Origin of the sequence: Corynebacterium sp. ES2730-CONJ (genome assembly GCF_024834055.1) — a bacterium.
Classification (GTDB): domain Bacteria; phylum Actinomycetota; class Actinomycetes; order Mycobacteriales; family Mycobacteriaceae; genus Corynebacterium.
The window spans coordinates 301,593-324,388 of the sequence record NZ_JANUXZ010000002.1 but is presented as its reverse complement, the minus strand read 5'-3'; the positions used below and the strand labels follow the sequence as shown (position 1 = coordinate 324,388).

The window sequence follows — 22,796 nt, the reverse complement described above, 5'->3', positions numbered from 1 at the left end:
CGAAAGTGTTGCACGCCAGGTTGCCCGAGCGGCCAAAGGGAGCGGACTGTAAATCCGTCGGCATTGCCTACAGAAGTTCGAATCTTCTACCTGGCACAGATTCAAACCCCACCGTTTATTCACTAACACGGTGGGGTTTTTCTTATTATCTTCATTTTTGATCCGATGAGCAGGCGATTTGTTTTCTAGCTTGGGATCGGGTTAGAGTATTCGCAGTTCCCGAGACGATCGATATGGTATTACCTTTTTATCGATCCTATTCTTGAGATCTGCCCCCTTAGCTCAGTCGGCAGAGCGTTTCCATGGTAAGGAAAAGGTCGACAGTTCGATTCTGTCAGGGGGCTCTGTTTCTTTGTTTGAACCCAAAGAATCAGGTATGGCGGTGTAGCTCAGTGGTAGAGCAAGCGACTCATAATCGCTGTGTCGCGAGTTCAATTCTCGCCATCGCTACGGTGACGAAGAAAAAACACTTTATCGTGTACTATTTTCAACATCACTAAAGATAAATAGGGGCGTAGTTCAATTGGTAGAGCAACGGTCTCCAAAACCGTAGGTTGCAGGTTCAAGTCCTGTCGCCCCTGCAAGATGAAAAAGCACCATCCTTCCTCAAAGAGGTTGGTGCTTTTTTGCTTCCGTAACCCTCTCTGAACTGGGAGGATGGGGATAATTTGTAAAAAATTTAATATATCTGTAATCTGATCCACGCTGCGACTAAGAGCACAGATACATGATCTGTTTGTTCCATCGAAGCAGTGCCCCCTTAGCTCAGTCGGCAGAGCGTTTCCATGGTAAGGAAAAGGTCGACAGTTCGATTCTGTCAGGGGGCTCTTTTTTATTGCCCCCACCCCTTGTTAAGCATGGCCTCCATTTATGCCACCGGTAGAGCCCTGATGGGCGCTCGACCTCCCCGTAAGGGTGAGAGTAATGGGATAGCAGTGGATCTTTGATATAGTTAAGCTCTTGCGGGTGGATGAATATCCACGCGACGTAGCATTCTATATATTTCCAACTAATAAAATTTTTTTGAGGAGAGTCGCGTGAGCGAAGATAAGCCAACGCCAGGCGGTGCCGCACGCCCTACGGGTAAGCGTCAGCTGACCGGTGTCAGCACAACCTCCACTGCTGATTATGAGAAAAAGCAACCGCGGCCAGTCGCCGAGGCCGCAGAGCCGACCTCCTCGAAAGCTAATGCAGTTGTTTCCTTCCTGCCTGAAGTAGGCTCGGAAATGAAGAAGGTGATCTGGCCAACCTCACGTCAGATGGTCAACTACACCCTCATTGTTTTCGCTTTCCTCATCGCCTTAACCGCTCTTGTCGCTGGTGTGGACTTCCTTGCAGGCTTGGGAGTTGAGAAGGTTCTCACGCACCGCTAGGATCGTTTTTAGTAGTACATAACCTAATATTTCTCCCGCCGTAACCTCTAAAAAATAGAAGCGAAAAAATAGCTTCCAATTCGAGGTGAGGGCGGGATAATTTTTCCCATACCGTCCCACACCGCCCCATACTGGGGACGTGGGACACGCCGCCACGATAATCAAGCTGCGGCGTAGGCTCCCACGATTACTCTTTATAGCAACTCATATAAAAGCCCAATTGAAAGCGAGAAGATGACCATGAGCGATGAAACTCCAGATACCTTCGGCGATGTATTTGCCGAAGCAGAGGTTGAACTGCCCGAGACCACCCCGGAACTGGTAGAGCCTGCCTCGCAGTCCCTCGACGAATTAAGTGAAACCCCCGTATCAGAAGGCGCGGACGTCCCCGGTCATGAAGAGGGCGATTATAAGGCTCGTCTGCGTGCTTTTACCCGCGAACTGAAAAAGCAACCCGGCCGTTGGTATATCATCCAGTGCTACTCTGGCTACGAAAACAAGGTGAAAACCAACCTTGATATGCGCTCTCAGACCCTCGAGGTAGAAGATTCGATCTACGAGATTGTGGTTCCGGTGGAACAAGCGGTGGAGATCAAAGATGGTAAGCGCAAGGTAGTTAAGCGGAAATTGCTACCAGGCTACGTTCTCGTGCGCATGGATATCAACGATCGTGCCTGGTCCGTGGTGCGCGAAACCCCGGGTGTGACTTCCTTCGTGGGCAATGAGGGCAATGCCACTCCGGTCAAGCACCGCGATGTTGCTAAATTCCTCATGCCACAGGAGTCTGCTCATGCTGCGACCGCCGCCGAAGCTGAGGCCGAGGGAGAGATGGTGGTGGAGATGCCACTAGACACCTCCAAGCCAGCGGTGACCGTGGACTTTGAAGAAGGCGAGGCTGTCACCATCCTCACCGGTGCGCTCGCGGGTGTATCTGCCACTATTTCTTCCATCGATGCAGATAATGCAAAGCTGCAGGTTCTCGTTTCCATCTTTGGCCGCGAAACCCCAGTGGAAGTCAATGTGGACCAGGTGGAAAAGATTAGCTAACTCGCTCTGGCTCACTCAGTTAACTCCGTTAACTTGGTCAACTTGGTTAACTTGGTCAACCCCGCACCGCCACGAACGTATAGTGATCTAGGGAAAAGATCAACGCTTTGGCCCCGCCTCTATGGTGGGGCCAAAGCATATATGTGCTGGGCTTTGATAAATATTTCACTGACCTGTAGAGTGGTATCCCGCGTGTCTTTTGATGCGCATACACCATAAATTTTAACCGGTGGCTTTGAGCGTTGAATAATCCGTCAAAGGCAATTCTTCGCGGGGCATCCGGGCGCAAGTGGGTATTACCATCACCATCTTGGGTAATACATCCCCCACACGTTGGTCCTGTGGATTCCTCAAAGACCAGGGGTGCTTAGCGTTAACATAGGAAGTAGGTAGTAAAGATGGCTCCAAAGAAAAAGAAAAAGGTCACCGGCCTGATCAAGCTACAGATCGAGGCTGGCGCTGCTAACCCAGCTCCTCCAGTTGGCCCAGCACTTGGTGCTCACGGCGTCAACATCATGGAGTTCTGTAAGGCTTATAACGCTGCCACTGAATCTCAACGCGGCAACGTTGTTCCTGTGGAGATCACCGTCTACGAAGACCGTTCCTTCGACTTCAAGCTCAAGACCCCACCAGCAGCCAAATTGCTGCTCAAGGCTGCGGGTGTGAAGAAGGGCTCCGGTGTTCCTCACACCGATAAGGTCGCTTCCGTCACCATGGATCAGGTGCGCGAGATCGCCCAGACCAAGATGGAAGACCTCAACGCCAACGATATCGAGGCTGCAGCCAAGATTATCGCCGGCACCGCCCGCTCCATGGGCATCGAGGTTAAGTAATACTTTCCCTCTTTAAAGGTGGTAGGAATAAGCCCTAGAAGTTTTCTTACCACCCTTCACCTGGAGTCCTCCTCTAAGGGCTGAGGTGATAAATATTTGTATATACAGTGGAAGGGCTCGCTTCGGCCCACTCACCACACCATCCTCATATCTATCGAGAGAAGGATCTATCATGAGCAAGTCATCCAAAGCTTATAAGGCCGCCGCGGAAAAGATCGTCAAAGATCGTCTGTACGAGCCACTGAAGGCCCTCGAGGTTGTTAAAGAGACCTCGTCAAAGAACTTCGACGCTACCGTTGACGTGGCTATCCGTCTGGGAGTTGATCCCCGCAAGGCTGATCAGCTTGTTCGCGGTACTGTTTCCTTGCCACACGGCACTGGTAAGACCGTGCGCGTCGCCGTCTTCGCCGCAGGCGAAAAGGCTACCGAGGCAGAGGCTGCCGGCGCTGATTTCGTGGGCACCGACGAGCTGATCCAGAAGATCACCGACGGCTGGACCGATTTCGACGTTGCCATCGCAACCCCCGATCAAATGGCTAAGGTCGGACGCGTGGCTCGCGTACTCGGCCCTCGTGGTTTGATGCCAAACCCTAAGACCGGCACCGTGACCACCGACGTAGCCAAGGCCATCTCGGAGGTTAAGGGCGGCAAGATTTCTTTCCGCGTGGACAAGGCTGCAAACCTTCATGCTATCTTGGGCAAGGCCTCCTTCGATGCAGAGAAGCTCGCCGAGAACTACGGCGCTTTGATTGATGAGATCAACCGCTTGAAGCCTTCCTCTGCTAAGGGCATTTATATCAAGAGGGTCACCGTGTCCTCTACCTCTGGCCCTGGTGTTCCAGTGGATCCCTCCATTCAGAAGAATTACCTCGGCTAAGAACTAAAGTTCTATAGCTCGGTTTTAAAGCCCTCTCCCTGATCGGGGAGAGGGCTTTAATGGTGAATCCATTAAGACCATAAGGGGGTTGTATGTGGAGTGGGGGGCGCCCTTGTGATCTCTAGTCAACATTGCCCCCGGTTACTCCGATGTATTAAGAGAACGTTGAGCGTTATCTGCCCGGGAGTTTTGTTCATTTCGTTGAGCTTGCTACGACCATCGAGCGCAGTGTGGGCGAGTCGATGCTACCGACAAAAGGCCGCTATGCGGGTTCTGGTCCCCGCCCTCAGGAGTACCTCGAGTATGTGGCTTTGCATAGATGTGAGTGGACCTAGGGATAGATGCGCTACTGCGATCAGCCACCTCTGGTTGCACTGGTTCAGGCTGGGCTATTGCTAGTACTGAGAAGCCTGAGCAAAAAATCAGCTCATAGTGCGGTGTGCCTGCCCGCACGTCGAGTGCCTTTCATAAGCCACGCTAAGAGTGTCAGTATGATAATGATTGCGGCAGCTATGAGGGCCCACATCCACCACTGCCACACTATTTGAGAGGCTTCGAATACTTTAGACTCGTCCTTATCCATGGGTACCCGGTGTCCCCGAACTAGCAGGCGGTGACTATTAATTCCGTAGGGTGTACACGTAACAAGAGTGACAAAATCACGACCGTTTTCGCGGCCGAGATCATCCAAATGATCAGGCTCTACAATTTTGATCATATCTACTTGATATTTCAGTTTGTGGCCGGATACCGCGATATAGAAGACCTCACCCTTTTTGACGTTGATTAAGTTATCCCACAAGGTCGCGGTTTGAATCCCAGTGTGTGCGGATAATACGGAGTGGCGATTGTCGCCCCCGATCGGTAGATCTGTTCCAAATAGGTGCCCAACACCGCGGTCAAGGGCATGTGGTCCAGTGCCGTGATAGATGGGTAATTTTGACTTGATCGACGGAATCATGATCTGGCCCATGGCATCAGTATCCGACAATTGCGATAGATACTGCAGATATTGCTGGTATGCCGGGGAGGTTTCGTCCGCTATAGCCCGCCACGCGTCTGTGAAGCCAGAATTGCCTGTGCGCTCCAGGTTGTAGCGGAGTGCATCCTCCCATGCGGTATCGAGCACCTCAGGAGGGGCCGCCTTTTCCAACTTGGCATATTCATCAGCTGCTTGCTGCTGCTGCCAGTTATTCCACTGAGTAGCCACGACGGGGTAAACCAGAACGCCTACTCCGATAAGAATTAATATAACCGCGAGAAACATTTTGACATTGCTTCTTTTTGGTGGTGAAGCATTACGTGAGCGGGCCTTCGGATCATTGTGCGCAGCTATTTGAGCCATATATGAAGAATTTACCCAATAAAGGGACAAAAATATAGGGCTTCACACTAGATATTTTTCTCTGTCCACTAAATGCCCGCTCGTGGGGTAGTAGATCTGCGGTCAGGTGGTGGAGTTTTAAAAAGGACAATGAGCTGCGCCGAGAGCTAAAAAGATACCGGCGTGCAGTGACAAGGTGCGCGATGGTGAAAAATCAGGTGGATTGCTCTGATATGGTGCAAATCTACAAGGGGTGGGTTCCGGCAATCACTCATGGCTGCACGCATCTCCTGACGTGCTGTGACCTGGCTGTACTCGTCGTAGGGTTCATTGGATTTATATGCCATACTCTTCGGCGACTTGAGGGGGAGCCGATATCAGGTGAGCTTTGGCGTCGATGCGGTAAGGCCATCTGTACTCGGTTCACATCGATGTGCGCGGCCAATTACGGGTACATCAAGACCGTCGTGGTAACCAGTGACGCGTTGAGTGCGTTGGTATCTAGCTCGTATGAACAAGGCTAGTGCTCTAGCTATTCCCTGTGCGTCTGAGAACAGTGGTGGTTGGAAATATGTGCATACGTTGCTGGACTCTCTGAGATCAGGGGCGGGGGTGTGCCCTGGAGGCATATACATAGCAGGGGAAGGTGGACAGTCTTGGCCTGTTTGTGTGCACTCTCCTCAATGGGGGGCTGCCATAGCGGCCAGGTTAGGGGGGGGCGGTGTGGTGAAATCCTAAAACCTCATGCTGTCAGGGGATTTGGCTGGTGAGGAGGCGGGTTAACACCCCCGAAATATAAGTGATTCTCATCACAAAGTAGCACATTACGCTACGTGTAGCCAATATGCTACCTGAGTGTAGTTAATATGCTACCCACGGCCTTGCCCTTCCACCGCAGCTCATATCGATCTCACTATGCAGATCAGGTTTGACGTTGGGGAGGAGGGGCAGACACAAGTTCCTCTCGTTGGGTGATCACATTTGCACTCAATCCACTGATCTAAGGACAGTTCACATGCACAAATATTCCCGTACGGCCCGCTCCGTAACTTTCGCGGCCATCGTCGGCCTCTCGCTCGGTATATCAGCTCCGGGTGCCCTAGCCCAATCCAATACTGGCGGCTCAAATTCTGGAGCCTCGACCTCTGCGAGCGCAGCCCTCATTGACCCCACTCAAACCGGCTCACTGACCCTGCACAAGAAAAAAGATCCAGAATCGCTTGGAACCCCAACGGGTAACGCTGATGATCAAGTCAAGGGCGAAGCCCTCGATGGTGCGGGCTTTACAATCTACAAGATCAAAGGTGTTGACCTCACAACCAATGAGGGGCTTAAAAACGCTGCAGGCCTAAACGTCGCAGATTACCTCAGCGGTGAGGAAGCCGATCTTAGCAAGGTAGACAAGGTTGGCGATGAGGTCATTACTGGCGCAGCCGGCGTTGCCGGTCAGGCTCTGTTCGAGAATCTGGAACTCGGCGCTTACCTCGTGGTGGAAACCACCACTCCAACGCTGGCTGGAGTTACCTTCCGCAAGGCTCAACCTTTTATCGCATTCATTCCAATGACACAGGATAATGCCGGTCAAGGTGGAACCAGCTGGAACTACAATCCTATTGCATACCCTAAGAACTACTCGTCGAAGAAACCCATTAAGGAAGTCGTCGACTCCGGAATGAATGCAGGCGATACGATTGTTTATACAATCAAAGCCTATGCTCAAGCAGTGGGTGCCAAGCAGGATCGAACCAAATTTGTCATCACCGATGAGCTCGATGCGAAATTAACCCCACCCGCTGCGGATGCAGTCTTGGTTGCAGGTTTTACCGCTGGTACTGATTACACCGTGACGGTAACCGGAAATCTCGTGACTATTACCTTCACACCTGCTGGCCTAGACAAGCTAGCGAATAATCAAGAAGTTGTGGCAACGATTCCTGCGACGGTCAAAGACGATACAAACGGAGTTGTTGAAAACACCGCGGATGTTATCGAAAATAAGCCAGGGACGAATCAGGATAAAGAGCCTCAGACAACCGATAAGGTGAAGACCTACTACGCGGGTATCACTTTCGAAAAGGTTGAAGCTGGCAACACAGACAACAAGCTCGCTGGCGCAGAATTCCGAGTCTATGGTGTTAAGAACGGTCAAGAGTGCTCGAAGAGCGCGCTGGATGCTGACCTGCTCGATATCGCACAGATCAATAAGGCGGACGCTATTGCAACCTCGGACAGCAATGGTGTGGTGACTTTCAACGGTCTACACGTCAACGATTGGACAGATAACTCGGGACAACCCAATAAATATGAGTCGTATTGCTTGGTTGAGACAAAGTCCCCAGCTGATTTTGAACTGCTCGCTGAGCCTATTGAGTTCACACTGACCAAGGCTCAGTCAATCCAAGGCGATCTGGTTCCAATCAACGGCGGCAAGATTGAGAACTTAAAAGATACGACCCCAGAACTACCGATGACCGGTGGTTTCGGCGTAGGTATCTTAGCTGCCTTTGGTGCTGCGATTATCGCAGCTGGTGCTTGGTTAGCTCGACGCACCTCACCCAAGGCCTAAAACAGGTCAAAGGTTGAGGCCATAGGCGTCAACCACACGCACTGAAGGTGAGAAGGGAGCTCGCCACCACCGAGCTCCCTTCTCACCCGGTGCACCAGCAATTGTCTCATTCAGAAAAATAGCAGCGTATCCACACCATTTATATCGGTGGGTCTGCACCATATGGGGAACCACATTGACTCAGCTTTCGCTTCCAGATCGTAGTAATTCCTACGGTTTCCTTTCAGGTTTTAGGCATATCCTACTGCCAGCACTCCTCGTGCTCTCGGGGCTGCTTATCATCATTTACCCAGTTGTTTCCACAGAATGGAATAACTGGCAACAAAGTCGCGCAGCTGCTCAGTATGCAGAAATACACAAAGATATCCCAGCACCAGTTATAGACCGCGAATGGGAAGACGCTCACCGCTACAACGAGGAGCGTGCAATCGGCCCCATCCTAGACCCATGGATCGAAAGATTCATCTCAAATAACCCAGCATATGAGGATTATCTTGAGCAGCTTCACTCAGTAGACGTAATGGCACGCCTGACCATTCCCAGTATTCGATCAGACCTCCCGATTTACCACGGAACCCAAAAAGATACCCTGTTGCAGGGTATAGGCCATCTATTCGGGTCGGATCTCCCAGTTGGTGGAGCGGGATCACATTCGATCTTGACCGGACATACCGGACTCCCAAATGCCACACTGTTTGACAATTTGAAAAACGTTAAAGAAGGCGATTCCTTCTTCATTCAGGTGGCTGGGCATCAGCTCAAATATCAAGTTGACCAGGTCCGAACGGTGCTACCGAACGAAGTCGAATCTTTAAGAGCCGAGGATAACAAGGACATGGTCACCCTAGTGACCTGTACGCCCTACGGGATCAACACCCACCGTCTGCTCGTACGCGGACAACGAATGCCCCTCCTTGAGGAAGATCGAACCCTGTTGAACTCCCCCCAATCGGGCGCACGCCAATGGTGGGTGTATGCGCTCAGCGCGATCTTCATCTTCGGACTACTCATCCTTGTGTGGTGGTTGATTCATGAAAAACGTCGCTTGAAATTCCAACAACTAAATCACAACAACAATATTGACTATGAAGGCGAACTGTAATGGACGAGTATCTTATTAAACCTGCACGTATTGTGCGGATAGGCGTACCCCTTGCTACGGCGTGTGCGTTATCTGTCGCAGCAACTATAGGTTTCGGTGAACCTGGGTGGGTGAGTTCGCCGCAGGCTCATGCAGCGGTGACTGGTTTCGCTAATCCTGCTCCTGCTGCAGATACCATTGACCTTGATCGTGATATCACCGTTGAAATAAGGATTCCGTCTAATTCGGGTCTGTCTGGGGAGGGGTCTGCGGGGTATACGGTTACGCTCACCAAACTCGATACTGATCCGATTAATACGACTCAGGGGTATACCAAAGCCGCTCGGTTGAGTGTTACTCAGGCTAAGAGGCTTGGTCAAGGTGATAGTTATAGCGAGGTCACAAATGCTCAGGGGACAGTGGTATTTAGTGGTTTGAAACCTGGCGTATATCTTTTTAAAGCTACGCCTCCTGCTGGTGATGGCCGCAAGACACAAGAAGATGTCATCGTTATTCCCATTATTGATAAGCAAGGGGAGTGGAGTTATAACCTCGCTCTTGCAGCGAAATTTGAAGTACCACCGACTCCGACGCCAACACCTCCACCGTCACCTCCTGTAACAATTACTCCTCCACCACCTGTAACGAATACACCGCCTCCCCCTAGTACCACGACACCTCCGGCGCCACCGGTGAAGGGTATGAAGTCTCTGCCGATGACGGGTGCTGGGGTCATTGGTCTTGTTGGGTTGGCTGGTCTGTTGATTCTTGCGGGCTTTTGGGTGCTCGCGGTGAATCGGAGAAGAAATTCACAACAATAAAACGTCGTGGGCACGAGGTGGGCTTGGAATGCTCTACCTGTTAGTGCCTTGGTGTGGTTATAAAACTCAATTCATGGCACGAGCGGATGGTTATCGTGATCCGTTCATATTAAAAGGGATACAGAATGAAGAATGGTTTAGCGGTTAAGGTAGCGGTGTTGGTTGCTGCGGGTAGTTTGATAGGGGTGACCAGCCCGGTTTTAGGTCAACAGGTCACCGAGAGTGTGGGGGGTGAGGCAGTGCTTGATGAGGTTGTGGTGTCTACGAGCGAACCAACCCCGACCAGCGACTCCAACGCGCCCGAACTTACAACGACTGAAGAAATCACCGACGAAGGTGAGACTCCGCCTGAAGAGGGTGAGTTCGTAGAGCCCGAAGATGTTGATATTAACGAAGATAGCGATGAGCAAGTACCCTCTTCTGATGACGATACGCAGTTAGAAGGCGCGAGGACCGTTGCGGGAAGAGTCCTCCCAGATAGTGAAGTAGCCATCGTTAGAGTACGTGCCGGTTCCGACCGATTATGGGACGGCCAAACAGCATCTAATGCAGGAGCCAGCCGTTTCTCGAAGTATTTTAGTCCACTAGCTGGCGTTACTTTGCAGGTTTACCGCGGTAACCCACGATCTCAGGTTTCCTCTATGACGAAGGCGCTAAGCTACGGAGAACCCCTGCGTAGAGTAAATGAAGATTGGGCTAGCTGTACGACGGACTTCACTGGCTTCTGCGATATTAGGATCCCGGTGGGCAGAGAAAGGGGAAGGATCCCCACAAACGAAAGAGTGTGGATTAAACCAGTGGCCGTGCCCATAGGTTATAACCTCATTGACAAGGTCCGCACGGGCCCTTCCGATAGTGGTGATCGTCTCTCCCGCCTGCAGAGCTATGCGCAGCTCACGCCTAAGCTGAAAGCCGGAGTGGTGATAGAAGCTGGTGATGGTTCTGACAAATCAGAAACATTCATGCGCGCTTATGAGTCGAATTGGGTGAGGAATTATAGCATAACGGACAGTCATCGCTCATCGAGCGGAAGTTTCATTATCCCCAAGGAGAACCCACGCTTAGGGAAAAAGTGCGGCCTGAATTTCGCCATCGTTGGCGACCTCTCTGGTTCCGTTAAGAGAGCTGGGAAAACTGATGACCTATCCCGAGCGATGATAAAACTCGTCAATACCATGGAAGGATCCGGAGGTAACGTTTCCATCTTTTCGCTAGGTTCTGATTCACCGGCTAAACCACCGTATAGGCTGTTTGGTAGGCCCGATATTGACAACCTGCCGGAACTCTACGATCTCAACGACCCAAGTCAAACGCAAAAAATTAAAGATCAGATCCGTGAATGGGGCAAGTACACCGATAGTAACGAGGGTACGAACTGGGATGCTGGCTTGATGGAAGTATCCAAGGCTCAAGAGGGCCGTACAGGCGGCCCGATTTATGATGCAGTTCTCTTCGTGACAGACGGAAACCCCACGACGAATAGGCTCCCGCAATATTCGGAGGAAAATAATCAGGGTGGATCCATGACCGATTTCATTCGCGTGGAAGCCGCAATTGCTTCTGCGAACCGCCTCAAAGAACAGGGTACCAAGATAATCGGCATCGGTGTGGGAAGAGGAACCACGGGTTTAGATGGTGACTCTGAGTACAACCTGCAGTCGATATCAGGCTTCACTCGATACAGCGATACGGCGAATAACGCAGATAGGTCCGATTATTTTTTGCTCAGCGATTATGATGAGATCCCAGATACGCTCCGATCGATCGTCTCCTGTAGTGCCAGTGTGACCGTGGAAAAGCACATTCTGGATGAAAATGGTCAGAACCCAGAAGCTGGTGTTGGCTGGGACATTGTGGGTGACGCAACGGGTCCGGGTGTGCAGTTGAACTCTCCGCGTGCCCAAAAGACCGACGCAGACGGTTTAGTTTTCTACCGTATCGGCCTAGAGGACACTACAAGCCGTGCGGAAGTCAGTGTGGCGGAGGTGCAGCAAAGTGAATGGGAGCTGGTCAAACAGTCTGATTCGGCTGCCCAGGTGAGAAATGCCTTATGCTACGACAGCAATGATCCGCAGCTACAAGAATTACCTGCATCGCGATATTCAGATGACGGTGAATTTGGATTGCGGATTCGTGGTATTGAAAACGGCGAGCATATTCGGTGTGTGTATCAGAATAAACGGACACCGTCTCCTGCGATCGTGGAGATCGAAAAGCAGGATGCTCAGATGCAAGGTCTTGCGGGTGCTGTATTTATGGTCGCAACCGATAGTGCAGGAAATAGCCCCGTTGCTGGGCTGGAGACTATTACGGAGGATCCTGCTGGATCTGGCCGCTACTCCTTTGAGTTAAAACTCGGTCAGTACTACCTGATCGAGACGGTCTCACCGTCTGGATATAGTCTCTTCCCGGAGTCTGTCGGTTTTGAAGTTTACAAAGATCCTAATGATCAAACGAAGAAGGTCCGTCTTCTCGACGAGGCGAAAGACGGCACTGTGGTGACGGTGGATCAAAATAATACTCTGAAATTGGTAGTGATGAATGTTCAGTCAGGAACCTTGCCAGAAACTGGTGGACAGGGCCTGTGGTCGTGGCTCCTCACATCCCTACTACTGATTCTCGGTGGAATATTCTTAGCGAAGCGACGCGCTTAACGCACAGATAATTGGCAGAGCATATGAAGAATACCCCTCTTCATATGCTCTTTCTTTTGCTATAAATCCTCCCGGTTCTCCTCACCCAGAGATACTCCGGGGGTCTGTTGAAGGGTTTTATACGGTTGCGTACAATCCATATCAAACTAGTTGCACTGACCGCCGCCGTTAGAATTCCTGCAATAGAATCCGGCCAGTCAGTCGAGATAAACCACGGGTGGTCAAATAAGCGCTTTTTATATATTGCGTGCAATCTTTTTATAGTGGGCTACAGGACGGGGGTCTGCAATCGCTTCTGCCCGAGCACTTCGGTCAAGCTGGCTAGTATTCGATCCTAGCCACCGGCCGTGAGTTTCCAGTGTCAGCGCAGCGACGGCGGTGGGTAATCGGGGGCTGCTATCTGTTTGCTTCGTATGGATCTGGAGGTGTACAAGACATATGCAAATCGCACCGGTAGTTTGGTATCTACCCGGTCGTACGGTATAGTGCCAGATGAAGTTTGAAAGCAGGTGAGTATAACCTCGCTTGTCGCTCAAGTTTCACCGTAGACCGTCGGTCAGCGTTCGCGCTTGAAAGTATCGAAAAGCTTTATCGCTTGAGATCGGCCCACGCAGGAGTCACTTTAGAGCTCATTTCTTTCCCATTTGTGGGAATTAAGTGTTGCGCCCTGTGCTCTTGTACGGGGCTTTTGTCTTGTTCTAAAGAAAAAGCTCCGGCGGATAAACCTTTGAATCAATAAAGAGGAAAGGAGGCGTAGTAATGGCTAACCCGAAGAATGATGCTGCCCTGAAAGCTCTCAAGCAGAGCTTCGCAGAGCACGACGCATTTGTGCTTACGGAGTACCGTGGCCTGAGTGTTGCTCAGACCACCGAATTGCGTAAAGCTCTCGGTGCTGATGTCCAGTACAACGTCGCCAAGAACACCCTCCTCAAGCTGGCAGCTCAAGAAGCTGGCATTGAGGGCCTCGATGACCTTTTCACCGGCCCAACCGCTATTGCCTTCATTAAGGGCGAAGCTGTTGACGCTGCCAAGGTGATGAAGAAGTTCGCTTCTGACAACAAGGCATTCGTTGTTAAGGGTGGCTACATGGACGGCAACGCCCTGAGCTCCGCTCAGGTTGATGCCATCGCTGAGCTGGATAACCGCGAGACCACTCTCGCAAAGCTGGCTGGTGCCATGAAGGGCAACTTGGCAAAGGCTGCAGGCCTATTCAACGCTCCCGCTTCCCAGGTTGCACGCCTCGCGGCTGCACTCCAGGAGAAGAAGGACGCTTAAGAGGCATAGCGTGTAAAAGCGCTGCTTCTTGAAATAAATAAACACTTTTTAGGGATATCGGTTTATTGGATGTCCCACCCACACCGAAAGGAATACCACCATGGCTAAGCTCACCAAGGACGAGCTCATCGAGGCTTTCAAAGAGATGACCCTTATCGAACTCTCTGAGTTCGTTAAAGAATTCGAAGAGGTCTTCGAGGTAACCGCTGCTGCTCCTGTTGCAGTTGCTGCTGCTGGCGCTGCTGCTCCTGGCGCTGCTGCTGAAGAAGAGAAGGACGAATTTGACGTTGTTCTCGAGGATGCTGGCGCTAAGAAGATCGGCGTTATCAAGGCTGTTCGCGAGCTCGTCTCCGGCCTGGGCCTGAAGGAAGCTAAGGAACTCGTTGAGGGTGCTCCTAAGGCTATCCTCGAGGGCGCTTCCAAGGACGACGCTGAGGCTGCTAAGGCTAAGCTCGAAGAGGCTGGCGCAAAGGTTACCCTTAAGTAATCTTCCAGCTTTACTTATTCCCCACACAGGTGAGACATTTCACTTGGGTGGGGATTTTTCGTTTTGTTAACATTTAGCGATCATAAGTAGAGCCGAGAATCTTTATTGCCGGTACTTATAATACCTGTTTATATACCATAAATGACAGGGTAGATTTTCGTGAATAAAAGCCCTTCTAGCAGTGTATTCGTATTTCCTAATAGTTAATGACTTTCACTGTTTTTCTCTGGTTGGAGACAGTTAAAGCGAGCTTTACATGGCGCGCCCGATTGTATTAACATTCCCCGCAGACGCCAACCGCCGAGACTTATCCCATCGTTATCGAGAGCGGTTTGGCTCTATAATTTCAACCGCACGGGAGCTCGTTTCTATCTGGAATTTTAGGACTTTTAGGAGTCGGAGCTCCTCTCGTAGAAAGATATCTATATGAAAATGCTTAAGAACGCCTTGGCGATTTCTTTGGCTGCAGGCCTGATGACCGGCCTGCCCGTGACAGCTGTAGCACAGTCGGGTTACCCTATTCCGCCCAAGGATGGCCTCAGCCTGGTCATTCACAAGTATTCCAATAACACTCCAGGTAAAGCGGGTAACGGCACCGAGATCGACACCGCAAATCTGGGCGAAGCCCTAGAGGGTGCGAGGTTCAAGATTGAAAAGGTCAAAAAAGACTCGATCGACCTGACAACAAATGATGGTTGGAAGAAAGCCGAGAAAGTTTCCAAGGGCGACGAAGATCTGCAAGATATTGACTTTGAGACTCTCCCTAACAAAACTGAGCAGACAACCGATGGAAAAGGCGTTGCTAAATGGGAGAATCTTCCAATCGGTCTCTACCGAGTAACGGAGACCGAGGCTCCAGCGGGGCACCAGATCTCTCAAAAGCCGTTCTATGTTGCTCTCCCAACAACCAATCCAACTAACCGCAATGAATGGTTGGAGACAGTTCACGTTTACCCCAAGAATACCAAGCGGGACGATGCTTCTAAGACCGTGCAGGATGAGGCAGCCAAGATCAACGGTGAGAAGTTGACCTACGAGATCACCTCGCAACTGTCGGCTGGCGAAAACTACACCAAGTACGTGGTATCTGACTTCTACCCCACTGATCGCCTGGAATACGCCAGTGATAATCCTCTGACAGTTAAGCTTGCTGGTGCCCAACTGGATGGTAGCAAGTATGAGGTAACCAAGGGTGAGGTTGCTGGTGTTGATAACAAGTCCTACCTGGTCATAACCTTCACAGAAGCCGGCCTTAATGACCTGAATAATAACAAGACCGCTCAACTGGTTATCACGCCAACCTTCACAGTGAAGCAGAATACCGATCTTGATAATGTAGCTCCTATCATCAACGAGTTCAAGGTTATTCAAATGCGTGATGGCCAACCAGAGCCTCCGACCCCAGAGGATCCGAATGTTCCTCCTGTAACACCTCCAGACTCTGAATATCCTAAGTCCTTCTACGGCAATGTAGACATTGTGAAGAAGAACGCTGATGATCAACCCCTTGACGGTGCTGAATTCTCTCTGTACGTCTGCACCAAAGATGGCGATATCGATGACAGCGCAACGCCACTTCGCCAAGGAATCAGAGCGACGAATGACGTTGAGATTAAGGGTCTCCTTGCTAATGACTACCGCAACGGCCGAGCCGTTGATGAGAATGCTCGTGATGCTTATTGCTTGGTAGAGACCAAAGCACCTGAGGGTTATGAACTTTCAGCCCAACCGATCCGGTTCCAAATCTTAACCAAACAGGGGGCCGATGCTGAGGTCGCTCTTGTATCCCAAGATGTTGTGGACACTAAGAAGAATGGCGGCTTCAACCTGCCACTAACAGGTGGTGCTGGTGTCATGTACCTGCTGCTCGCCGGTGGTGCATTCTTGCTGGTTGGACGCGGTTATTCCGCCTATAGCAATCGTCGTAACGCCTAAGTCTCAAGACTTAAACGTTGCTATTTGCTAGCTGAAGGCTAAAAGGGGCTAAGCCCAAGCGCTTAGCCCCTTACCTTCACTTTTCACGATCTTATATAAAATAACTTAAACAAACCGAAGGCGTCACCTATGACTGTAACTGCCCGCCATAGGGCCCCTCACGCTCCTGCCCCGCGCAAGCGCGTCTCCCCAGTCTCGGTAATCTTCAGCGTGATTGGTCTCATCCTCCTGCTGTACCCAGTGGTGGGGACCATCTATGAAAATTCGCAGCAAAGCCACCAAGTCCAGGCATATACCTCACAGGTAGGTGCCATAGACGAACAAGAGCTTGCCGCGGAGATCGAGCGAGCCCGGGAATGGAACGCTGAGAAGCAAGGTGGTCCTATTTTGGACCCCTGGTTACAGCGAGTAACGCAAGATAACGTCGAATACCAAGAGTATCTCGAACAGCTCAATCTGACCTCTGTGATGGGACGTATATATATCCCATCCATAAAATCTGATTTGCCGATCTACCACGGCACCACCGAGACGGTTCTATCCAAAGGGATAGGCCACCTATTCGGCAGTGGATTGCCAGTGGGCGGAGTGGGTAACCATACGGTTCTGACAGGTCACACGGGTTTATCGGTGGCTACCCTCTGGGATAATCTGATCAAGGTCAATGTCGGCGATGTTATTTACCTCGACGTTTCCGGTGAGAAAATGAAGTATCAGGTACGCCACACCGAAATAGTTTTGCCTACGGAGACGGACAACCTTCGCCCCGTTCCAGGGCAAGACCTCATAACACTTATTACGTGTACCCCCTACGGCATCAACAGCCACCGCTTCCTCGTTCACGCGGAGCGGGTGCCCATGGAGCCCGTAGATGAAGAAGAATTTCAAACGATTGACACGATTCGTCAACCATTGCAGTGGTGGATGTATGTTGCGCTAGCAGTAGCACTCATCTTCATGATTTTGATGATTCGGGAGTTTGTAAAAGCGCGCCGCGACAGCAAAAAAGCGGAAACCACTACCGGCCTGAGCGAAAGCGCAGAAGGCTAAGGATAACGAATGCTACAGAAAACGAAACGCCACCAAGGCCGCCGACTCTTTGCCGCCTTGGCCACGGTGGCTTGTATGACGGTCACCACCCCGCTAGCAGTTGCCGCAGACGGCGGGCCATCGCCTTCGCTTATCGACGCCTCGCAAAAAGCCTCCCTCAGTATTCATAAAAGCGAGGGCGACCCCGTCATGCAATACGGGGATCCGTCGAATCCCAACGCACCTAAAAAATTGGATCCACTGGAAGGGATCAAATTCTCAGTGCAGAAGATCAACGGCGTTGATCTCACCACCAACGACGGCTGGCGCCTGGCAGAATCGTTTAAGATAGCGGACTTTTACCAGAGGGGAAAAGAGTTCTCTCGCCTGACACCTAAAGTAAGTGAAGTCACCGGTGCAGACGGCATAGCCCGGTTTAACAATCTCGACCTGGGCCTTTACTACGTCACCGAGGATGTGGATTCTGCAGCTCGCGGGAATTTTACGGTTGTTTCTCCCTTTATGGTGGCGGTGCCTACCACCAATCAAGATCGCAGCGGTTGGGAGTATAGCGTGAGAGTGGAGGCCAAAGACCAGAAAATTACTGGTCAGCTATCAAATAACCTCAGCTGTGTGAACCCAGGCGACGATCTCGAATACGGGCTGTCGACTACATTGCCAGCCCCCGGACGCGACGGGCGAATTTCCACATTCAAGATTTCCGTACCGCTCGAGCAATCGCAAACGTATATTCCCGATAGCGAAGATGTATATTATGGCACCTACCATAATGACAAGAATCCAGTACGCCTTGACGGTGGGGACTATATCATCGACGTGGATTCAGACAACGTCGTGCGCGTAACGCTCACCGAAAGCGGCTTGATCAAGGTCAGTGAAGTTCGACGGGGTAACCCAGACGCACATCTTAGTTTGCGCTTCAAAGCCCAGACCTCGCGCGATGCCTCTAAGAACAAGAATCGCATCACCTTCCGCGGCTATATCACCCCTCCTGGTTATCCGGATTTCGATCTGATTGGCCGTTATGGTGTGGCAACCGATGAGGCATCTGTGAAGGTTCCGTGTAGTAATCCGAATATTCCAATAGTGCCGATTCCTATTCCTATTCCTCCAATTGACCCACCAGGTAATCCTCCAATTCCCAAAGATCCTCCGTCGCCAGACGAACCCCCGAGGCCGAATGATCCCAAAAAGGGGATACCCAAGATTCCGGGAAATCTAGCCTACACAGGGGCCAATAGCCTACCCATAGCCATCTTTGGACTGGTGCTCTTGCTCGTGGGCATTGCAGTACTTCGTCGTAGTTACAAAAGGAACTAGTTTATGAAAAACTCTCTATCTCGTTACGGCAAGGCCCTTTTTGCCTCAATGCTAGCGACTGGGTTGCTTGTGACCGTAGCTCCTTTTGCTCAATCGGCAGAGGAGATGGCTGGCACTTCCGAGATTGCTCAGCTATCAGACGCCTCAATCGAAGGGGAGCCGACTCTTGTCGAACAAGAGTCTCTCGCAGAGAATTCTGAGAACAGCGAAGGCAACTTATCCGCTGATTTCACGAGTCGAACCATCTCAGCAGATGAAGAATCTGGACTCGTTGTTCGTACGCTCGAAGGCGTGATTACAAACGTGCCGGAGCTGCAAAGTTCCCCCGATTTTCTCCTGATTCAAAAACTGGGAAATAACGATCCAGTAAAGGAAATTATCTCTGCTTCATTCGGCGACACGGAGGCAAGCGGTGATATCTTCGAGCTTGCCTCCGACGAACTGGAAAATTCGTTCGGACAATCTCAAGAGGATGCAAAGTTTGGGCAGGTTCTTCGTCTTTATCTAGATTCCACCAATGCGGATACGCCCACTGAAATCCAGCGCGGCGACAAGTTCTCTATTACGTATACGGTGATGGGAGTCGAAGAAGATGCCCATTGGAAGCTACTGACAAGTGAATTCTTGGATAGCGTACTCGGCGACTCGCCCCTCAAGCTATCATCAGTCTCGGCTGGCCCCAAGATTGAGTACACAGTCACTGATCTAAAAACTGGTGAATATGAAGGACGTAAGTATACCGAGCGCAGGGTATCCGGGCGGATTGTAGACGACTCGGGGATCCGCCCCAGTTTTCCGCGTGTATTCTTTGAGTTCCAAGGGGTTCCAACGGACTTTTGGGAAGCCCAGTCTCGAGACAGGGGGGCCCAGGAAAAACCTAGCGATCCCAAAATAGGAGGCATAAGAGTTCATATCTATGAAGAAGCAACCGGAAACGTAGTTGATTCTCGAAACCACTACATTTATACCCCTATGCAGTACGAGCGCAGCTTTGATCTAAATGCTGCCGATAGAGACCATGTGATCGTGCAGCTCGTAGATGACCAGCGTAGAGCCACAAATGGACGATTGAGCGGTAAAAATTTCGAATTTGTTTACCGGGATTTTGGGCCAAAAGTGCGCTCAACTTGGAAGATTTTGCCTACAGATTCTGGCTATACAGAAGCTGCTGCAGCACCAAAACCCGGCGGTTTTGACCGGGTCTCGGCGGGCCGAGATGCATATCAGCAGTTCATCGAGAGAGATCACCTCCCTTCCGAGCTCCTCGGTGCTAGGGACGAAGACGGGGAGGTAGAGGATTACCGGTACCCAGTTAAAGAAGTCGCACCTCGTTCCGATAATCCCAGTTTCCCAGGCCCTAATACGGGCAGCGATAACGTAACGACAGATGGTGGCATATCTAGAAAGATAATAAACAACCCAGGGTGGTGTTCTCCTTTCCATCGAAAACCCGATCACACGACTATAAATTTTTCGCAGGAGCGGCAAAGCAATTCAAGGGGGGGAGAGTGCCAAGTTCTGAACTATGGTGAGCAAGGTCGTTTCTATAGCCGGGAAAATGTTCAAACAGCGACCTACAATCGAAACACTCGCCTATCCTACCGTTCGCAGGAGTTTACGATTGGCGGTACAAAGGGCGGAGTGCTTTACGGAGTAAATTTCGGTGTCTTCGAACCCTTGCGATATGCAAGGATGGGCCCCCCCGACTTAGGAATAGTCAGGGGAGACGCCCGTAAAGCCTTGAATTTTCAAATCCTCGATATTTTAGACACGACTGACTGGGTGGTCACCACGGACCTGAGCGATAACTATCACGGCAGTTATATCCTAACTCCTCACCCAGTTAAATCTCGCGGTAAGTATATTGATGATCCGCGAAATAAAATGGGCATTCGAGTATCGACTTCCCAACGGGGGAAGTCCAAGGTTGAATTCCTGTCACCCGAGGGTATTAAATTTTTTATTGATAGCGGCAGAGGAAGTAGCGCAGTAGACGTTACTCGTTTGGGGTTGAAAATCCCCCCAAACACCCCAATGAAAATCAGCTATGGGACTAACGAGCGAGAAAGTGTGCTAAGGAATGACTTAAAGTTTGCGCGGAATGGATTTTTGGTGCCCTATTGGGGGAATGTCTCTCAACCAGATCCAACTGAGTTAGAGGTATCGAAAGACCCAATCGCATCGGAGTCGAATGGGGTAGACATTTTCACCTACGACCTGACGGTGCGAAATGATAAAGCTGAAGCGGGTAAGCGGAATATTAGCCGCGAATATCTGCTCTACGACACCCCAGATTTCGCCAAGGCTGAGAAGATTATCAAAGTGGTTCAGGTTAAGTCTGGAGGCGAAACACCCCTAGTAAAGTCCGGAGATGGCAAAGGATATGTGATCCCAGGCGAAAATGGTAACACCCATGTCATCGAAGCTGGAGCTACTCAGACTTTCCGGATCAAAGTCTATACCGAATTAGACGCCGCAGCGCTAAATCCGTCTAGATTGGCATGCCAACCAAAACCCACACCTGGAGATGGTGCATACAACAAAGCCCGTATCGAATACGGCCAGTCGGAGGTGGCTGAGGCGGAAGCGTGCATTGACATTGTCAACCTCAAGATCGCTCCGCCGCGGGTGTCTAAGGAAGTTTATGGCAACAGAATTACGTGGCGTCCGAACGGGAATGGGGAACCATTCTACCAGGCCACTTACACGGTAACGGTGGATAATAAGGCTGAGGAAAATCAAACTAATGGCCCAGTTGTATCCACAGATCGGGAGATCTACGTTGATCGTGAACTTACAGTCGTAGATTACCTCGGTTTTAGCGAAGACGTTGATGTTTTTAAAGTGGTGCTGATCGATCTGGACACCAACAAAAATACGGTGATAAGTCCAGTCAACGGACCGCTAGTACTGCAGCACGGTGACGTGCCGGGCAAGGTAAAAGTCCGAGCTGGTGAGACATTGGAGTTCCGGGTGCTTGTCCAATTTCGATTCCAGCCGAAGCTCATCTCTGGGGTATCTCCGAATTCCCTTAAATGCGCGGCGGGGGGACGTGGAAATGGCGGCTTCAATAAAGTTACTGTAGCGAAGGAAGGTGCCGGCACAACCGAGGATCTCACAGCTGAAGCTTGCATTGATCTCCCTCTACCTCCGCTGGTGGTGAAGGAGGTTTTTCGAGGACCACGGGAGAATGCGTCGGGCAAGCTCGAAATCGAGTATCGCGTTAAGGTTACTAATCCCAACGACAGTACGAAGATCGGGAAATTGAAACTAGTGGATCAACCTCGTTTCTCTCCTAGCGCTAGGAATATTTCCGTCGGAATCAGAGAAGACTCGGCTTCTCCATATCAGATGAGGCCGGCAGATAATCACAAACTGCCAAGTGATGTGTTCGATCTGGACTCTGATGCGTCGAAAACCTTTTTCGTGATCGCAGAATTTGATAAGCCTCAGCTGCAGGATAAGGCAAGCACTACCTTAATCTGTGACCCCCAAAACGGTGGCGGCCACGGACTTTTCAACGAGGCCACGGTGTCAATCGGCAGTCGGTTGATTGCTCGTGACGATGCCTGTGCCGATATTCCGGCTCCAGAGGATCCGTTGACCAGCCTAGTGCTTCAAAAGGTGGATACCTCTACAGCGATTATTCCGTTGGAAAAGGATTGGCAGTTTAGCGTTTATCGGGCAAATGATTCATGGGAAATTCAGGGGGATGCGATCAACTTCACCCAGACCAATGCGGGGGATAATACGCGCCAGACCGAGAACATTATCGGTCTGGGTAAATACATCCTGATCGAAACCAAGGCTCCGCAGGGCTACCAACTTCTCGCGCAACCGGTTGAACTCGAGGTTTTCCTTGACGGGAATCAGCTCAAGGTGCGTCAACCTCAGGGGCGAGTGAACCCCGCCGCGGAAGTTACAGAACCGAATATCATCAAGGTAGCTGACGTTACTACCGGTGAGTTACCGCGCTCGGGTGGCTTCGGGGTGTTCTGGCTCCTTATCGCTGGCGCTGGTCTTTTAGGTGGCGCCTGGTGGTTTAATCGCCGTAAAAACTAGACCAGGAATTTCAATATAATGCTCCCCTTCCACTGGTAGGGGAGCATTATTGTATGACCGCATATAAGCGCTCCCAAGGGATTATTCGAAG

The 22,796-nt window shown here is 50.9% G+C and carries 15 protein-coding genes and 5 tRNA genes; 19 read left to right on the top strand and 1 reads right to left on the bottom strand.

What is annotated here, in order from left to right; translation table 11 throughout:
- Window positions 1–14: 14 nt before the first annotated feature.
- The 9 genes from NXS13_RS03680 to rplA all read left to right on the top strand — a co-directional run bounded on the left by NXS13_RS03680 (window position 15) and on the right by rplA (window position 4,130).
- Window positions 15–96 (top strand) — tRNA-Tyr (locus tag NXS13_RS03680).
- A gap of 175 nt (window positions 97–271) precedes the next feature.
- A tRNA-Thr gene (locus NXS13_RS03675) sits at window positions 272–344 on the top strand.
- Between the two features lie 34 nt (window positions 345–378).
- Window positions 379–450 (top strand) — tRNA-Met (locus tag NXS13_RS03670).
- Window positions 451–508: 58 nt separating this feature from the next.
- Window positions 509–581 (top strand) — tRNA-Trp (locus NXS13_RS03665).
- Window positions 582–754: 173 nt separating this feature from the next.
- Window positions 755–827 (top strand) — tRNA-Thr (locus NXS13_RS03660).
- Between the two features lie 210 nt (window positions 828–1,037).
- Complete coding sequence (gene secE, locus NXS13_RS03655) at window positions 1,038–1,373, top strand: preprotein translocase subunit SecE (RefSeq protein ID WP_259077539.1); 336 nt, start codon at window positions 1,038–1,040, stop codon at window positions 1,371–1,373.
- 240 nt (window positions 1,374–1,613) lie between these two features.
- Window positions 1,614–2,420, top strand: a complete 807-nt coding sequence (gene nusG, locus NXS13_RS03650) for a transcription termination/antitermination protein NusG (RefSeq protein WP_259077538.1) — start codon at window positions 1,614–1,616, stop codon at window positions 2,418–2,420.
- Between the two features lie 398 nt (window positions 2,421–2,818).
- Window positions 2,819–3,253, top strand: coding sequence for a 50S ribosomal protein L11 (rplK, locus tag NXS13_RS03645; RefSeq protein ID WP_259077532.1), 435 nt, complete (start codon window positions 2,819–2,821; stop codon window positions 3,251–3,253).
- Between the two features lie 172 nt (window positions 3,254–3,425).
- Window positions 3,426–4,130, top strand: a complete 705-nt coding sequence (rplA, locus tag NXS13_RS03640; RefSeq protein WP_259077530.1) for a 50S ribosomal protein L1 — start codon at window positions 3,426–3,428, stop codon at window positions 4,128–4,130.
- Window positions 4,131–4,557: 427 nt separating this feature from the next.
- Here the strand turns inward: rplA and NXS13_RS03635 are convergent, their stop codons facing one another.
- Window positions 4,558–5,475, bottom strand: a complete 918-nt coding sequence (locus NXS13_RS03635) for a class C sortase (RefSeq protein ID WP_396124903.1) — start codon at window positions 5,473–5,475, stop codon at window positions 4,558–4,560.
- A 994-nt stretch (window positions 5,476–6,469) separates the two neighbouring features.
- On the opposite strand from NXS13_RS03635, the gene NXS13_RS03630 reads away from it, so the two are divergent.
- The 10 genes from NXS13_RS03630 to NXS13_RS03585 all read left to right on the top strand — a co-directional run bounded on the left by NXS13_RS03630 (window position 6,470) and on the right by NXS13_RS03585 (window position 22,705).
- Complete coding sequence (locus NXS13_RS03630; RefSeq protein ID WP_259077527.1) at window positions 6,470–8,020, top strand: SpaH/EbpB family LPXTG-anchored major pilin; 1,551 nt, start codon at window positions 6,470–6,472, stop codon at window positions 8,018–8,020.
- 175 nt (window positions 8,021–8,195) lie between these two features.
- Window positions 8,196–9,122, top strand: coding sequence for a class C sortase (locus NXS13_RS03625; protein ID WP_259289381.1), 927 nt, complete (start codon window positions 8,196–8,198; stop codon window positions 9,120–9,122).
- The gene (locus tag NXS13_RS03620; RefSeq protein ID WP_259289380.1) at window positions 9,122–9,922 is read left to right on the top strand and encodes an LPXTG cell wall anchor domain-containing protein; all 801 of its coding nucleotides are present in this window, start codon (window positions 9,122–9,124) and stop codon (window positions 9,920–9,922) included. Before NXS13_RS03625 ends, NXS13_RS03620 begins: the two co-directional genes overlap by 1 nt.
- 125 nt (window positions 9,923–10,047) lie before the next feature.
- Entirely contained in the window at window positions 10,048–12,576 is a 2,529-nt protein-coding gene (locus NXS13_RS03615; RefSeq protein WP_259289379.1) for a VWA domain-containing protein, read from the top strand.
- A gap of 759 nt (window positions 12,577–13,335) precedes the next feature.
- The gene (gene rplJ, locus NXS13_RS03610) at window positions 13,336–13,851 is read left to right on the top strand and encodes a 50S ribosomal protein L10 (protein WP_259077522.1); all 516 of its coding nucleotides are present in this window, start codon (window positions 13,336–13,338) and stop codon (window positions 13,849–13,851) included.
- Between the two features lie 100 nt (window positions 13,852–13,951).
- On the top strand, window positions 13,952–14,338 hold the full coding sequence (rplL, locus tag NXS13_RS03605; protein WP_259157964.1) for a 50S ribosomal protein L7/L12: 387 nt from the start codon (window positions 13,952–13,954) through the stop codon (window positions 14,336–14,338).
- 426 nt (window positions 14,339–14,764) lie between these two features.
- The gene (locus NXS13_RS03600) at window positions 14,765–16,273 is read left to right on the top strand and encodes a SpaH/EbpB family LPXTG-anchored major pilin (protein WP_259289378.1); all 1,509 of its coding nucleotides are present in this window, start codon (window positions 14,765–14,767) and stop codon (window positions 16,271–16,273) included.
- A gap of 129 nt (window positions 16,274–16,402) precedes the next feature.
- Window positions 16,403–17,323 (top strand): class C sortase, encoded by a 921-nt coding sequence (locus tag NXS13_RS03595; RefSeq protein ID WP_259289377.1) that lies wholly within the window; start codon window positions 16,403–16,405, stop codon window positions 17,321–17,323.
- 9 nt (window positions 17,324–17,332) lie between these two features.
- On the top strand, window positions 17,333–18,643 hold the full coding sequence (locus tag NXS13_RS03590) for a SpaH/EbpB family LPXTG-anchored major pilin (protein ID WP_259077515.1): 1,311 nt from the start codon (window positions 17,333–17,335) through the stop codon (window positions 18,641–18,643).
- Between the two features lie 3 nt (window positions 18,644–18,646).
- Window positions 18,647–22,705, top strand: coding sequence for a SpaA isopeptide-forming pilin-related protein (locus tag NXS13_RS03585; RefSeq protein ID WP_259289376.1), 4,059 nt, complete (start codon window positions 18,647–18,649; stop codon window positions 22,703–22,705).
- The last annotated feature ends 91 nt before the right edge of the window (window positions 22,706–22,796 follow it).

Excerpts from the sequence above, each read along its gene's own strand:
- NXS13_RS03595 (WP_259289377.1), top strand. The coding sequence starts at position 16,403 with ATGACTGTAACTGCCCGCCATAGGGCCCCTCACGCTCCTGCCCCGCGC.
- NXS13_RS03620 (WP_259289380.1), top strand. The coding sequence starts at position 9,122 with ATGGACGAGTATCTTATTAAACCTGCACGTATTGTGCGGATAGGCGTA.
- NXS13_RS03600 (WP_259289378.1), top strand. The coding sequence starts at position 14,765 with ATGAAAATGCTTAAGAACGCCTTGGCGATTTCTTTGGCTGCAGGCCTG.
- NXS13_RS03635 (WP_396124903.1), bottom strand. The coding sequence starts at position 5,475 with ATGGCTCAAATAGCTGCGCACAATGATCCGAAGGCCCGCTCACGTAAT.
- nusG (WP_259077538.1), top strand. The coding sequence starts at position 1,614 with ATGAGCGATGAAACTCCAGATACCTTCGGCGATGTATTTGCCGAAGCA.
- NXS13_RS03585 (WP_259289376.1), top strand. The coding sequence starts at position 18,647 with ATGAAAAACTCTCTATCTCGTTACGGCAAGGCCCTTTTTGCCTCAATG.
- NXS13_RS03590 (WP_259077515.1), top strand. The coding sequence starts at position 17,333 with ATGCTACAGAAAACGAAACGCCACCAAGGCCGCCGACTCTTTGCCGCC.
- rplA (WP_259077530.1), top strand. The coding sequence starts at position 3,426 with ATGAGCAAGTCATCCAAAGCTTATAAGGCCGCCGCGGAAAAGATCGTC.
- rplL (WP_259157964.1), top strand. The coding sequence starts at position 13,952 with ATGGCTAAGCTCACCAAGGACGAGCTCATCGAGGCTTTCAAAGAGATG.
- rplJ (WP_259077522.1), top strand. The coding sequence starts at position 13,336 with ATGGCTAACCCGAAGAATGATGCTGCCCTGAAAGCTCTCAAGCAGAGC.
- NXS13_RS03630 (WP_259077527.1), top strand. The coding sequence starts at position 6,470 with ATGCACAAATATTCCCGTACGGCCCGCTCCGTAACTTTCGCGGCCATC.
- NXS13_RS03615 (WP_259289379.1), top strand. The coding sequence starts at position 10,048 with ATGAAGAATGGTTTAGCGGTTAAGGTAGCGGTGTTGGTTGCTGCGGGT.
- rplK (WP_259077532.1), top strand. The coding sequence starts at position 2,819 with ATGGCTCCAAAGAAAAAGAAAAAGGTCACCGGCCTGATCAAGCTACAG.